The organism is Streptomyces sp. CC208A (genome assembly GCF_030010625.1).
Taxonomy (GTDB): domain Bacteria; phylum Actinomycetota; class Actinomycetes; order Streptomycetales; family Streptomycetaceae; genus Streptomyces.
The window spans coordinates 383,893-396,791 of sequence record NZ_JASCXN010000001.1 but is presented as its reverse complement, the minus strand read 5'-3'; the positions used below and the strand labels follow the sequence as shown (position 1 = coordinate 396,791).

General features: G+C 74.0%; 10 protein-coding genes and 2 pseudogenes. 5 read left to right on the top strand and 7 right to left on the bottom strand.

The features are described 5' to 3' along the window. Positions 1 to 84: 84 nt before the first annotated feature. Positions 85 to 942 carry a type I methionyl aminopeptidase gene (map, locus tag QK442_RS01760; protein WP_282691942.1) on the bottom strand — a complete coding sequence of 286 codons (858 nt, stop codon included), beginning with the start codon at positions 940 to 942 and terminating at the stop codon, positions 85 to 87. Positions 943 to 1,003: 61 nt separating this feature from the next. On the opposite strand from map, the gene QK442_RS01755 reads away from it, so the two are divergent. After that, the gene (locus tag QK442_RS01755; protein ID WP_282691941.1) at positions 1,004 to 1,234 is read left to right on the top strand and encodes a hypothetical protein; all 231 of its coding nucleotides are present in this window, start codon (positions 1,004 to 1,006) and stop codon (positions 1,232 to 1,234) included. 30 nt (positions 1,235 to 1,264) lie between these two features. On the opposite strand, the pseudogene QK442_RS01750 reads toward QK442_RS01755, so the two are convergent. Both QK442_RS01750 and QK442_RS01745 read right to left on the bottom strand, forming a co-directional pair. Beyond that, positions 1,265 to 2,616: pseudogene (locus tag QK442_RS01750) on the bottom strand (MFS transporter). 60 nt (positions 2,617 to 2,676) lie between these two features. Then, entirely contained in the window at positions 2,677 to 3,276 is a 600-nt protein-coding gene (locus QK442_RS01745) for a hypothetical protein (RefSeq protein ID WP_282691940.1), read from the bottom strand. Between the two features lie 93 nt (positions 3,277 to 3,369). Between QK442_RS01745 and npdG the strand changes: the two genes are divergently transcribed. Then, positions 3,370 to 4,104 (top strand): NADPH-dependent F420 reductase, encoded by a 735-nt coding sequence (gene npdG / locus QK442_RS01740; protein WP_282691939.1) that lies wholly within the window; start codon positions 3,370 to 3,372, stop codon positions 4,102 to 4,104. A 139-nt stretch (positions 4,105 to 4,243) separates the two neighbouring features. Then, positions 4,244 to 4,429 carry a hypothetical protein gene (locus tag QK442_RS01735; RefSeq protein WP_282691938.1) on the top strand — a complete coding sequence of 62 codons (186 nt, stop codon included), beginning with the start codon at positions 4,244 to 4,246 and terminating at the stop codon, positions 4,427 to 4,429. On the opposite strand, the pseudogene QK442_RS01730 reads toward QK442_RS01735, so the two are convergent. Then, positions 4,426 to 5,210 (bottom strand): annotated as a pseudogene (locus tag QK442_RS01730) (site-2 protease family protein). The gene QK442_RS01735 and the pseudogene QK442_RS01730 overlap by 4 nt on opposite strands. Before the next feature lie 125 nt (positions 5,211 to 5,335). On the opposite strand from QK442_RS01730, the gene QK442_RS01725 reads away from it, so the two are divergent. Continuing rightward, a complete protein-coding gene (locus QK442_RS01725) occupies positions 5,336 to 8,638 on the top strand; it encodes a BTAD domain-containing putative transcriptional regulator (RefSeq protein ID WP_282691937.1) in 3,303 nt (1,100 codons plus the stop codon). A 38-nt stretch (positions 8,639 to 8,676) separates the two neighbouring features. Here QK442_RS01725 and QK442_RS01720 read toward each other — a convergent pair whose 3' ends face one another. The 3 genes from QK442_RS01720 to panB form a co-directional block, all read right to left on the bottom strand. Continuing rightward, positions 8,677 to 9,531, bottom strand: a complete 855-nt coding sequence (locus QK442_RS01720; RefSeq protein ID WP_282691936.1) for an ABC transporter permease — start codon at positions 9,529 to 9,531, stop codon at positions 8,677 to 8,679. After that, positions 9,528 to 10,538 carry an ATP-binding cassette domain-containing protein gene (locus QK442_RS01715; protein ID WP_282691935.1) on the bottom strand — a complete coding sequence of 337 codons (1,011 nt, stop codon included), beginning with the start codon at positions 10,536 to 10,538 and terminating at the stop codon, positions 9,528 to 9,530. Before QK442_RS01715 ends, QK442_RS01720 begins: the two co-directional genes overlap by 4 nt. Positions 10,539 to 10,655: 117 nt before the next feature. Further along, the gene (gene panB, locus QK442_RS01710) at positions 10,656 to 11,570 is read right to left on the bottom strand and encodes a 3-methyl-2-oxobutanoate hydroxymethyltransferase (RefSeq protein ID WP_282691934.1); all 915 of its coding nucleotides are present in this window, start codon (positions 11,568 to 11,570) and stop codon (positions 10,656 to 10,658) included. 296 nt (positions 11,571 to 11,866) lie between these two features. On the opposite strand from panB, the gene QK442_RS01705 reads away from it, so the two are divergent. Then, complete coding sequence (locus QK442_RS01705; protein ID WP_282691933.1) at positions 11,867 to 12,895, top strand: endonuclease/exonuclease/phosphatase family protein; 1,029 nt, start codon at positions 11,867 to 11,869, stop codon at positions 12,893 to 12,895. Positions 12,896 to 12,899 lie beyond the last annotated feature (4 nt).

Here is a 12,899-nt window from a genome sequence, read left to right as displayed (position 1 = left end):
CCCGACGACCTGTCGGTAAGGAGCTGTACCCCGTCCGGGGCCAGGGGCAACGTCCGGGGCCCGGGACGACGTCCGGGCGGCCTTTCAGGGCAGCGTGAGGATGTCCGCCCCGGTGTCGGTCACCACGAGGGTGTGCTCGAACTGCGCGGTCCGCTTGCGGTCCTTCGTCACCACGGTCCAGCCGTCCTCCCACATGTCGTACTCGTGGGTGCCGAGGGTGAGCATCGGCTCGATCGTGAAGGTCATGCCGGGCTGGATGACGGTGGTGTGGTGGGGCGAGTCGTAGTGCGGCACGATCAGACCGGAGTGGAACGACGAGTTGATGCCGTGCCCGGTGAAGTCCCGCACCACGCCGTAGCCGAAGCGCTTGGCGTACGACTCGATGACCCGGCCGATGATGTTGATCTGCCGGCCCGGCTTCACCGCCTTGATCGCGCGGTTCAGCGCCTCCCGGGTGCGCTCCACGAGCAGCCGCGACTCCTCGTCGACGTCGCCGCACAGATAGGTGGCGTTGTTGTCGCCGTGGACACCGCCGATGTACGCCGTGACGTCCAGGTTCACGATGTCGCCGTCGCGCAGCACCGTGGAGTCCGGGATGCCGTGGCAGATGACCTCGTTGACCGAGGCGCACAGCGATTTGGGGAAGCCCCGGTAGCCCAGGGTCGACGGATAGGCGCCGTGGTCGCACATGTACTCGTGCGCGACCCGGTCGAGCTCGTCGGTGGTGACGCCCGGGGCGATGTGCTTGGCGGCCTCCTCCATCGCCTGCGCGGCGATGCGGCCGGCGATCCGCATCCGTTCGATCGTGTCGGAATCCTGCACCTCGGGCCCCGTGTACGGGGTGGGGGCGGGCTTTCCGACGTACTCGGGACGGCGGATCGAGCCCGGGACGGAGCGGGTGGGGGAGAGCTCCCCCGGAACGAGAAGCGACTGGCCAGACATGCCAGCGAGTCTAACGACCGCGTCTGGGGCAGCATGGTCCCGAAGGAAGGAGCCGACGACCATGGCCCTGTTCAAGAAGCGCACGGCCGGAAAGCCGGGCGAGTGGTACTACTGCCTGGAGCACAAGAAGGTCGAGGAAGGGCCCGAATGTCCGGCGAAGAACCGGTTCGGCCCCTACGCCAGCCGTGAGGAGGCGTCCCACGCCATGGAGACCGCCCGCGAGCGCAACCTGGAGTGGGAGACCGACCCGCGCTGGCACGACGCGCCCCCGCCGGAGGAGGGCCGGGAGTAGCGCCTCTCCGGTGGACGGCCGGCGCCCGCGTCACGCGGTCCCGGCCGTCGTTCCCTCCTGCCGGGCCTGCTGCTCCTTGCGGCGCAGCGCGTCCTCGTCCGTGGCGGAGTCGTACCGGACCAGCTTCGGCAGCGCCAGGCACAGCAGGCCCACCGAGGCGACGCAGGCCACCCCGCCCGCCCACACGGCCGCGCGGGTGCCGGTCCAGCCCGCCATCACGCCCGCCCGCACCTGGCCGAGCTGCGGACCCACGCTGTACGACAGCACCTCGATGCCCGCGAGACGGCCGCGCAGCTCCTCCGGGATCGTCTGGTTCCAGATCGTGGAGCGCCCGAGTCCGCTCAGCATGTCGCCGGCGCCCGCGAGCGCCAGGCAGAGCAGCACCCACCACACGTTCCCGAACCAGCCCGCGCCCGCGATCGCCAGGCCCCAGCCCGCCGCGCCGCCGGCCACGAGCAGCCCGTGCCGCCGGACCCCCGACGTCCAGCCACTGGTCAGCCCCAGCACCAGGGAGCCGACCGAGCCCGCCGCGTACTCCCCCACTGCCTTAAAGGCGTGGGAGGTGCCCCCAGGCCGAGCGACCACGGGGCGTCCAGCTCGTCCGCGAGGAACGGGAAGACCGCGTTAGGGAAGGCGAAGACCATCGCCGCCAGGTCGATCGCGTACGTGCCGAGCAGCACCGGCCGCGACGAGGCGTACCGCGCGCCCTCCGCGATCGACCGCAGCGACGGCTTGTCGGCGTCGTGCGCGGGCGGCGCGGGGCTCAGCCGCCGGCACATCAGCACCGAGACCGCGAACCCGGCCAGCGTCACCGCGTACGCCGGGGCGTGGCCCGCGTAGGCCACCACCACGCCCGCGAGCGAGGGGCCCGCGATCGCCCCGATCTGCCAGCGCAGCGAGTTCAGCGCGGCCGCCGCCGTCTGCTCCTCGTGCGGCACGATCCGGGCGAGCAGCGAGTCCAGGGCCGGCCGCTGGAGCCCGGCCAGCGCGGAGACGCCCGCCGCGACCACGTACAGCGGCCACAGCAGCGGCTCCGCCAGCAGCGCGTTCCCGAGCAGCAGCAGGGCGAGGAGGCCGAGGCCCGCCTCCGTCGCCACGATCACCCGCCGCCGGTCCACCGCGTCCGCCAGCGCCCCGCCGTACAGCCCGAAGACCACCAGCGGCACCAGCTCCACGGCGCCCATCGCCCCCACGGCGAGCGGCGAGTCCGTCAGCTCCTTGATCTGCAGCGGCAGCGCGACCATCGCCATGGCACTGGCGAAGTACGTGACGAGCCCCTGCCCCCACAGCAACCGGAAGTCACGGGAGGAACGCCACGGCGCGGTGTCCGGAAGCACGGCGGCGAGCCGGGCACGAAGTCGGGTCGGACGGGAGGGAGCCACGAGGGGCCATGCTCCGGAGGCGGACCGCCCCGGGCAACCGAATTAAAAGCCGTACGGCTCCTACCAGCGGGCCGGCGGCGGGGACGTCAGACGGTCTGCCAGGGAGGAGAGACGGTCCCGGAACCGGCGGCCCCGCGGGCCCGGCAGGCTGTTCTCGCCGGCCGCCGCGCTGACCAGGTGCTGCACCGTGTCCAGGCCCACCTCCGCGCCCTCCACGACCGTGAGCGCCTCATGGGCCAGGCCCCGGACCTCCGGATCGCCGCCGTCCAGGGACAGCACCGTCGCCCCCGCCCGGCGCGCGTCGTGCACCCGCTGGAGCAGGCCCGCCTCCGGCCGCTCCGGCGCCACCACGAGAAGCGTCGCCCCCCGGCCCGCCGCTTCGAGCCGACCGAGGCCGACGGCCAGGTGCGGGGGGTCCCCGGGCCGCGCCCGGTGCCGGACGAGCACCGGTGCCAGCTCCGGCAGCCCCGACCAGGCCGCCTCGTCCACCAGGTGCGCCGCGAGGTGCCAGGGCTCGTACGCCTCCGTGCCGACGAGCAGCAGTCCGCCCCGCGCCGGCACCACCGACGCCCGCAGCGCCCCGGCGAAGCGGCGGGCGGCCCCCGGCCACTCCGTCCCGGCGAGCACTTCCCGCAGCAACGCGACCCGTACGGCATCCATGGCGCCGCATGATGCCCCGGCCACCGCCCCCGCGCGGGGCGATCGTCGCCGAACCACCCGAACGGGGAACGAACCGGTGGGTAGGGTCGGGCCATGACTTCCTCGACCCCTCCTCCGCAGCAGGACGCCCCGCGGCAGAACGCCCCGAAGCAGGCCCCCAAGGACCCCTGGGACCTCCCCGACGTCTCCGGTCTCGTCGTCGGCGTCCTCGGCGGCACCGGCGACCAGGGCCGGGGCCTCGCGTACCGGTTCGCCGCCGCCGGCCAGCAGGTGATCATCGGCTCCCGCGCCGCCGACCGCGCCGAGGCCGTCGCCGCCGGGATCGGCCACGGCGTCCAGGGCGCCGACAACGCGGAGTGCGCCCGCCGCAGCGACATCGTCATCGTCGCCGTCCCGTGGGAGGGCCACGCCAAGACGCTGGAGTCCCTGCGCGAGGAGCTGACCGGCAAGCTCGTCGTGGACTGCGTCAACCCGCTCGGCTTCGACAAGAAGGGCGCCTACGCCCTCAAGCCCGAGGAGGGCTCCGCCGCCGAGCAGGCCGCCGCGCTGCTCCCGGACTCCCGGGTCACCGCCGCCTTCCACCACCTGTCCGCCGTCCTCCTCCAGGACGCCTCGATCGCCGAGATCGACACCGACGTGATGGTCCTCGGCGAGGAGCGCGCCGACGTCGAGACCGTCCAGGCGCTGGCCGGCCGCATCCCCGGCATGCGCGGCGTCTTCGCGGGCCGGCTGCGCAACGCCCACCAGGTCGAGTCGCTGGTCGCCAACCTGATCTCGGTGAACCGCCGCTACAAGGCCCACGCGGGCCTGCGGATCACCGACCTCTGACCGCCCCCGCCGCACCGGGAACAGCCCGGGGAGCGGAGCCGGGAAGCGGAGCCGGAGAACGGACGCTTCGGGGCATGGGGGACACTGGTCGGGCACCGTCAAAGCCGTACCCGGCCGTACCCGACAGGAGCCGACCCCCATGCCCCGTCTCGCCCTCTACGCCCTCGCGGTCTGCGCCCTGGCCGTCGCCGCCGCCGTGATCTCCTTCGTCAACGGCAGTTTCATCGGCGTCGTCTGGGTCCTCCTCGCCGGCCTCTCCTCCAACATGGCCTGGTACTACGTCCGCCGCGCCAAGGCCGAGAAGGAGACGGCCGCCTCGGTCTAAAGGGGGCAGTACTCCGGCGTGCCCTCCCAGAAGCGGAAGAGCGCCGAGCCGCAGTGACGGGTCAGCTCGTCGACGCCCAGGGAGCCCATCAGGGCGTCGACCGTGTCGAAGAAGGCGCCGTTGACGACCGGCACGAACAGCAGGGCGATCACGACGAAGAAGCCGTACGGCGCGAACGGCTCGACCTGTCTCTTCACCCGGTACGACAGCCAGGGCTCCGCGATCCCGTAGCCGTCGAGCCCCGGCACCGGCAGCAGGTTGAGCAGCGCGGCCGTCACCTGGAGGAACGCCAGGAACGCCAGCGCGTACCGGAAGGCGGCCGGCACCCCGTCGAGCGCGCCCAGCCAGAACGGGGCCGTGCACACCACCGCGAACAGCACGTTCGCCAGCGGGCCCGCCGCCGAGATCAGACTGTGCTTCCAGCGGCCCCGGATCCGGCCCCGCTCGATGAAGACGGCGCCGCCCGGCAGACCGATCCCGCCCATGATCACGAAGAGCACCGGCAGGACCACGCTCAGGACGGCGTGGGTGTACGCGAACGGGTTCAGGCTCAGATAGCCCTTGGCGCCCACCGTGATGTCCCCGCCGTGCGGGCGTGCGCGTACTCGTGCAGACAGAGCGAGACGATCCACGCCGAGGTGACGAAGAGGAAGACCGCCACCCCGGGCAGGGCGGCGAAGTCCGTCCACACCGCCCAGCCGGCGACCGCCATGACGGCGAGCACCCCCAGGAAGACGGGACTGATCCGGCGCTCCTGGCGGCGGACGGCGGCCGAACTCATCACGGACTCCCCCGGGGACGTGCCCGCACGACCGGTGAGCGGGTCTCGTGCGGGAGAACGTACCGTCCCGCCGCCGGGTTCCCCCGCCTCCCCGCGCCCGCCGGGCGCTCGCGGAGAATGGGGGCGTGCGCTACCACCTCCTCGGCCCGACCCGCGTGACGGCGGCGGACGGCACCGGGCCGTCCGTCGGCGGCCCCCGCGTCCGTGCGCTGCTCACCGTGCTCGCCCTGCGGCCGGGCAGGGCGCTGCCCGTGACCGCGCTCGTCGACGAGGTCTGGTACGGCGACGAGCCGCCCGCCGACGCCGTCGCCGCCCTGCAGGCGCTGGTCGGGCGGTTGCGGAAGGCGCTCGGCCGGGAGCGGGTGCGCTCCACCGGGGGCGGTTACCTGCTCGAGGCCGCCCGCGAGGACGTCGACCTGTTCCGCTTCGAGCGGCTCGCCGCCGAGGGCTCCGCCGCGCTCGCCGCCGGCGACCCCGGGAAGGCCGCCGCGCTCCTCGACGAGGCCCTCGCGCTGTGGTCCGGGCCCGTCCTCGCCGACCTGCCCGACCGGCACGCCGAGGCCGCCCGCTGGGAGGCCCGCCGCCTGGACGCCCGCCGCGCCCGCCTCGGCGCGGCGCTCGCCCTCGGCCGGGCCGCCGACGTCCTCCCCGAGCTCACCGCCCTCTGCGCCGACCGGCCGCTCGACGAACCCCTCCAGGCCCTGCGGATCCGCGCCCTGCGCGACTCAGGGCGTCCCGCCGAGGCCCTGGCCGCGTACGAGGAGGTGCGCGGGACCCTCGCCGAGCGGCTGGGCGCCGACCCGGGCCCCGAGCTGCGCGCCCTCCACGAGCGCCTGCTCGTCCCGGTCGCGGAGCCCGCTCCCGTACCCGCTCCCGTACCCACTCCCGCACCCGCTCCCGGCAATCTGCGGGCCCGGCTCACCTCCTTCGTCGGGCGCGACGAGGAGATCGCCGCCCTGCGGCAGGACCTGGCCGGCGCCCGTCTGGTGACCCTCCTCGGACCCGGCGGCGCCGGCAAGACCCGGCTCTCCCAGGAGGCGGCCGAACGGGCCGCGGGAGCCTGGCCCGACGGGGTGTGGGTCGCCGAACTCGCCCCCGTCCGCGACCCGGAGGCCGTACCCGAGGCCGTCCTCACCGCCCTCGGCGCCCGCGAGACCGTGCTGCGTGGCGCGGGCGCCGAGGAACTGCGCGTCGGCGGCGACCCGTCGTCCCGGCTCGTGGAGCACTGCGCGGGACGGCGGATGCTGCTGCTCCTGGACAACTGCGAGCACGTCGTGGACGCGGCGGCGCGGCTCGCGGAGACGCTCCTCGCCCGGTGTCCGGGGGTACGGGTCCTCGCGACGAGCCGGGAGCCGCTGGGCGTGCCGGGGGAGCGGCTGCGGCCGCTGGGCCCGCTGCCGGAGGCGACGGCGCTGCGGCTGCTCGCCGAGCGCGGCGCGGCGGCCCGCCCCGGCTTCGACGTGGCGCGGGACCCGGAGGCGGCGCGGGAGATCGTGCGGCGCCTCGACGGGCTGCCGCTGGCGATCGAACTGGCGGCGGCGCGGCTGCGGATGCTGTCGCCGCGGCAGATCGCGGACCGGCTCGACGACCGGTTCCGGCTGCTGACCTCGGGAGCACGGACGGTGCTGCCCCGCCAGCAGACCCTGCGGGCGGTCGTCGACTGGTCGTGGGACCTGCTCGACGGGCCGGAGCGGGCGGTGCTGCGGCGGCTCGCCGTCTTCACCGGCGGCTGCGACCTGGAGGCGGCCGAGGCCGTCTGCGCGGGACCCGAGGGGGCCGACGTCCTGGACGCGCTCGGCGCCCTGGTCGACAAGTCGCTGGTGGTGGCGGTGCCGGAGGAGGACGGGATGCGGTTCCGGCTCCTGGAGACCGTCGCCGAGTACGCGGCGGAACGGCTGGACGAGGCCGGGGAGCGGGCCGCCGCCGAGCGGGCCCACCTCACGTACTACCGCGAGCTCGCCCGCCGTACCGACCCCGGTCTGCGCGGCCCGGGGCAGCGCGCCGCCCTGGCCCGCTTCGACGCCGAGCACGGCAACCTCCGCACCGCGCTCGCCCGGGCCGTCGCCGCCCGCGACGAGGACGAGGCCCTGCTCCTCGTCCACGCCCTGTTCTGGTACTGGCAGCTGCGCGACCTGCGCTCCGACGCCCTGCACGCGGCGCAGGCCGCCGCCGGGCTCGGCCCCGACCCGTTCACGCCGCCCGCCGCGCCCGTCGCACCGCTCCACGAGCCGTGCACGGCCGCCCCGCCGCCGCTCTCCGAGGAGCAGCGCTGGGAGGCCCGGCGGGGCGTCCGCCTCGTCGAACTCCTCAACATGGACCACGAGACCGCCCGCTGGACCACCCCCGAGGGCACCGCCCGGCTCCGCGAGATCGCCGCCGTCTACCCGCCCGGGCTGCCCCAGACCTGCCGGCTCCCCGGTTCCTTCGCGGTCTTCGTCACCATCCTCATCGGCGAGCCCGACCGGCTGCACGAACTCCTCGACACCACCGTCCAGGCCTGCCGCGACCACGGCTACGCCTGGGAGCTCGCCCACGTCCTCCAGATGCGCGCCAACATGCTGGCCAACCGGGGCGACTGGGCGGAGCGGGCCATCGCCGACGCCGACGAGAGCCTGGAGATCTTCGAACGGCTCGGGGACTCCTGGGGCGCGGCCGAGGCCCTGTCCTCCCGCGCCGAGGCCCACGAGCGGCTGCTCGCCTTCGACGAGGCCGCCGCCGACTTCGCCGCCGCCATCGGTCACGCGGAGAAGATCGGCGCCCCCTCGCAGCGGGCCCTGCTGCGCGCCCGGTACGCCGACATCCTGGTCGAGACCGGCAGGACCGAGGAGGGCGAGGCGATCCTCCGGGAGATCCTGGACGGCGGGCACGCCCCCGGTCACGAACCGCAGGCCGGCGCCCGGCTCTTCCTCGCCATGACGCTCGGCCGCACGGGCCGCACCGAGGAGGCCCGCGAGCATCTGACCACCCTCCTGGGGGAGTTCGGCAACGAGACCCTCTCCCTCTTCGGCGGCTTCACCCTCGGCAGCCTGGGCTGGATCGACGCCCTGGAAGGCCGGTACGCCTCCGCGCTCCGCCACACCGCCGAGGCGTACGAGCGGTCGCTGGGCGCCCTGTCGATGACGGTGGCCCCGCAGATGCCGCCCGTCCACCTGGTCGTCGCGGCCTGGGCGCTCGCCGGCCTCGGCGGCCCCGGGGCGCGGACGGCGGCCGTGCTCCTGGGGGCACGGCAGGGCCTGGTCCCGGCAGGGCACCGGCAGCCGACGGTGGAGCGGGAGAACCTGGAGCGGGCGACGGAGCTGACCAGGGCGGCCCTCGGCGAGGCCGCGTTCGCCGCCGCGTACGCCGAGGGCGACGGCCTCTCCCACGAAGAGGCCGCCGCCCTGCTCGGCGCCGCCGCCGACGCGATCAGTGAGCGTGCCGAGTCCTGACCCCCCGTCCGTCCGTATCCCCGTCAGGTGGCGCTGTCTCAGGTCTTCTTGCGGAACTTGGCGACCGCGAGCGGCGCCGTGACGACGGTGATGGCCAGGGCCCAGCCCAGCGTCATCCACACGGAGTGGGCGACCGGGCCGCCGTTGATCAGGTTCCGGGCGGCGTCGGCGAGGTTGGACAGCGGGTTGTAGTCCGTGAAGGCCTTCAGCCAGTCGGGCATCGTCGTCGTCGGCGCGAAGATCGAGGAGCCGAACTGCAGCGGCATCAGGACCAGCATCGCCATGCCCTGGACCGCCTGCGCGGTCTTCAGGCTCAGACCGAGCAGGATGAAGACCCACATCAGCGAGGCGCCGAAGACCATCGACAGGCCGATGGCGGCGAGCAGGTGGAGCACCGAGGTGTGGATCGTCAGGCCGAGCAGGAAGCTCATGCCGAGCAGGATCGCGGTGGCGACCAGCATCCGGCCGATCTCGACGACGATCTTGGCGACGAGGACCGAGGAGCGGGCGATCGGCATCGTCCGGAACCGGTCCATCACCCCCTTCTTGAAGTCGTCGTTGATGCCGACACCGACGGCCATGGCGATGTTCATGCCCATCATCGCCATCAGGCCGGGCGCCACGTAGTTCACGTAGGCGTCGTTGTTGCCCTTGCCCGCGATGGCGCCGCCGAAGACGTACACGAAGAGCAGGATGAAGATGACCGGCATCAGGACGGCGTCGAACATCGACTCCGGGTCCTGCTTGATCTGGAGGGCGTTGCGCCGGGCCAGGGCGCCGATGTGGCGGAGGTTGGCCCGCAGGCCGATCCGGTCCTCGGCGGCGGACGCGGGGCGGGCGGGGGCCGGAGTCCGGCTGCCGGAGGGGGACTTGGTGGCGGTGGCCGTGCTCATGCGGCGACCTCCTCGTCGATCGCGTCGGACGGGTCGGGGAGTGCGGAGTCGGCGGTCTTCTGACCGGTGATCGCGAGGAACACCTCGTCCAGGCTGGGCAGATGGGTGCCGATGTGGGCGATGCCGAAACCGCGGGCGCCGAGCAGCGCGACCACGGCGGTCAGCTGCTGGTCGGTGAGGATCGGCACGTACAGCGTGGCCTCGTCGGGCACGACGGTCGCGCCGGAGACGCCGTCGAGACCGGCCTCGCGGAGCGCGGCCGCCATCGCGGGCAGCTGCTCGGGATCGGCCGGGCGGACCTTCAGGGTCCGGCCGCCGACCTTCGCCTTGAGCTCGTCGACCCCGCCCTTGGCGATGACCTTGCCCCGGTCGATGACGGTCAGCTCGTCCGCCAGCTGTTCCGCCTCCTCCATGTACTGGGTGGTGAGGAGGACGGTGACGCCCTCGGCGACCATCCGCTTCACCTCGTCCCACACCTCGTTGCGGGTGCGGGGGTCGAGGCCGGTGGTCGGCTCGTCCAGGTAGAGCACGGCCGGCCGGCCGATCATCGAGGCGGCGAGGTCGAGGCGGCGCCGCATGCCGCCGGAGTAGTTCATCGCGGGCCGCTTGGCGGCCTCGGTGAGGGAGAAGCGCTCCAGCATCTCGTCGGCGCGGCCGCGGGCGTCCGCACGGGACAGGTCGAGCAGCCGGCCGATCATGTACAGGTTCTCGAAGCCGGAGAGCTTCTCGTCGACCGAGGCGTACTGGCCGGTGAGGCCGATGGTGCGGCGCAGCTGCCGGGGCTGGCGCACCACGTCGTAACCGGCGACGGTGGCGGTCCCGGCGTCCGGCACGAGGAGGGTGGACAGGCAGCGGACGAGGGTGGTCTTCCCGGCGCCGTTGGGCCCGAGGACCCCGAGGACGGTGCCCTCGCGGACGTCCAGGTCGACCCCGTCGAGGGCCCTGGTCTCGCCGAAGTGCTTCACGAGGCCCCGGACCTCGACGGCGTTGGTCTGTGATCGCGTCATGCCCCCATGGAACAGGCCGCCACTGACAATCCGCTGACAGACGGCCGACAGCCCGCCGACGGACTGTCGGCGGGCTGTCGGCCGTCTGTCGGCCGTCCGGACGGTGCCGGGGCGGGCTCAGTGGAAGGTGTGCTCCTCGGCGGGGAAGGCCCCGCCTGCCACGTCCTCGGCGAAGGCGCGGGCGGCGTCACCGAGCGTCTCGCGGAGGTTGGCGTACTGCTTGCTGAAGCGCGGCACCTTGCCGCCGGTCAGCCCGGCCATGTCGGTCCAGACGAGGACCTGGGCGTCGGTGTCGGGGCCCGCGCCGATGCCGATGACCGGGATGTGCAGCGAGCGGGTGACCTCGGCGGCCAGCTCGGCGGGGACCAGCTCCAGGACGAGCGCGAAGGCACCCGCGTCCTGGGCGGCCTTGGCGTCGCGCAGCAGCCCGTGCGCGGCCTCGTCGGAGCGGCCCTGCACCCGGTAGCCCATGGTGTTCACGGACTGCGGGGTGAGGCCCAGGTGGGACATGACGGGGATGCCGGCCTGCACCAGCATCTCGGTCTGCGGCAGCGAGCGCTCGCCGCCCTCCAGCTTGACCGCCTGTACGCCGGCCTCCTTGACGAGGCGGGTCGCGCTGCGCAGGGCCTGGACGGGCCCCTCCTGGTACGAGCCGAAGGGCAGGTCGCCGACGACGAGGGCGCGCCGGGTGCCGCGGACGACGGCGGCGGAGAGCAGGGCCATCTCGTCCATCGTGACCGGCACGGTGGTGTCGTAGCCGAGGTGGCAGTTGCCCATGGAGTCGCCGACGAGGATCACCGGGATGCCGGCCTCGTCGAAGACGGACGCGGTCATGGCGTCGTAGGCGGTGAGCATGGGCCACTTCTCGCCGCGGGTCTTGGCGGCGGCGATGTCGTGGACGGTGAGGCGGCGCGAGCCCTTGCCGCCGTACAGCGTCTTCGTGCTGTCGGCCTTCGCGCTGTCGGCCTTCGCGCTGTCGGCCTTCGCGTTCGCGCCGTCGGCGGGCTGTTTCGAGGCAGCCTGAAGCGTCATGTGAACGACTCCTTCGTCATCTCGAGGCGCCCTGACGGCGTCCCCGGACCACCTCCATGGTGGCACCTCCCCCGAGGGGCGGGGAAGTGGGCCGGTGTGGCGCTGTTCACACGCCCTTGACTCGCACGAATGTGCGCGTTCTGTCACAGCCCGCCCGTACCGGCCCCGAAGCGGAACCCCGTCACGCGCCCCGCCCGTCCTTGGAGGAGTGCGCCGGGCCCGCCATCCCCTAGGGTCGTGAGCGGGTCGCGGAGCACGCACGGCACGACGGCACGGCAAGGCGAGTGAGGGCAGCGATGGCGCGGGTGGACATGACGGGAACGGACCACGGCGGCGCGGAAAGCGGGCGCTCCGGGACCCGCGACCGGCTCCGCTCCGCCCTCGCCCGGGGCCTGCGCGAGCCCGGCGTCTGGCGGCGCGGCATCCTCCTCGCCCTCTGCGCCGTCGTCCTCACCCTCCTGATGGCCTTCCACGCGCAGATCCCCAACAAGGTCGGCAACCTCGGCAGCCTCACCGAGACCTTCCTGCCCTGGCTCGGCCTCTTCGTCCCGCTCCTGCTCCTCCTCGCCCTGCTGCGCCGCTCCGCCACCGCCCTGCTCGCGCTGCTGCTCCCGGCGCTCGTCTGGCTCAACCTCTTCGGCGGCCTGGTCGCCGACAAGTCGGCCGACGGCGGCGACCTCACGGTGGCCACCCACAACGTCAACGCCGACAACCCCGACCCCGAGGGCACCGCACGGCAGCTCGCCGCCTCCGGCGCCGACGTGCTCGCCCTGGAGGAGCTGAAGGCCGACATGGTGCCGGTCTACGAGCGGGCGCTCGCCGAGAAGTACCCGTACCACTCCGTCCAGGGCACCGTCGGCCTGTGGAGCCGGCTGCCGCTGCGGGACCCGCGGCCGGTGGACATCCACATGGGCTGGACCCGCGCCATGCGAGCCACCGTCGTCGCCCCCCAGGGCGAGCTCCGGGTGTACGTCGCCCACCTCCCCTCCGTACGGGTCAGGCTGAACGCCGGCTTCACCGCCAACCAGCGCGACACCAGCGCCAACGCCCTCGGCGAGGCCATCGCGGGCGACCGGGCCGAGCGGCTCGTCCTCCTCGGCGACCTCAACGGCACCATGAACGACCGCGCCCTCAACGCCGTCACCTCGCAGATGCGCTCCACCCAGGGCGCGGCCGGCGACGGCTTCGGCTTCTCCTGGCCGGCCTCCTTCCCGATGGCCCGGATCGACCAGATCCTGGTGCGGGGCGTCGAGCCGGTCGCGTCCTGGGCGCTGCCGGAGACCAGGAGCGACCACCTGCCGCTCGCCGCCCGCGTCACGCTCTGACGAC

What these genes read in the sequence shown, in the direction of transcription:
- map (WP_282691942.1), bottom strand. Translation starts at nt 942, where the DNA reads ATGTCTGGCCAGTCGCTTCTCGTTCCGGGGGAGCTCTCCCCCACCCGC.
- QK442_RS01755 (WP_282691941.1), top strand. Translation starts at nt 1,004, where the DNA reads ATGGCCCTGTTCAAGAAGCGCACGGCCGGAAAGCCGGGCGAGTGGTAC.
- QK442_RS01745 (WP_282691940.1), bottom strand. Translation starts at nt 3,276, where the DNA reads ATGGATGCCGTACGGGTCGCGTTGCTGCGGGAAGTGCTCGCCGGGACG.
- npdG (WP_282691939.1), top strand. Translation starts at nt 3,370, where the DNA reads ATGACTTCCTCGACCCCTCCTCCGCAGCAGGACGCCCCGCGGCAGAAC.
- QK442_RS01735 (WP_282691938.1), top strand. Translation starts at nt 4,244, where the DNA reads ATGCCCCGTCTCGCCCTCTACGCCCTCGCGGTCTGCGCCCTGGCCGTC.
- QK442_RS01720 (WP_282691936.1), bottom strand. Translation starts at nt 9,531, where the DNA reads ATGAGCACGGCCACCGCCACCAAGTCCCCCTCCGGCAGCCGGACTCCG.
- QK442_RS01715 (WP_282691935.1), bottom strand. Translation starts at nt 10,538, where the DNA reads ATGACGCGATCACAGACCAACGCCGTCGAGGTCCGGGGCCTCGTGAAG.
- panB (WP_282691934.1), bottom strand. Translation starts at nt 11,570, where the DNA reads ATGACGCTTCAGGCTGCCTCGAAACAGCCCGCCGACGGCGCGAACGCG.
- QK442_RS01705 (WP_282691933.1), top strand. Translation starts at nt 11,867, where the DNA reads ATGGCGCGGGTGGACATGACGGGAACGGACCACGGCGGCGCGGAAAGC.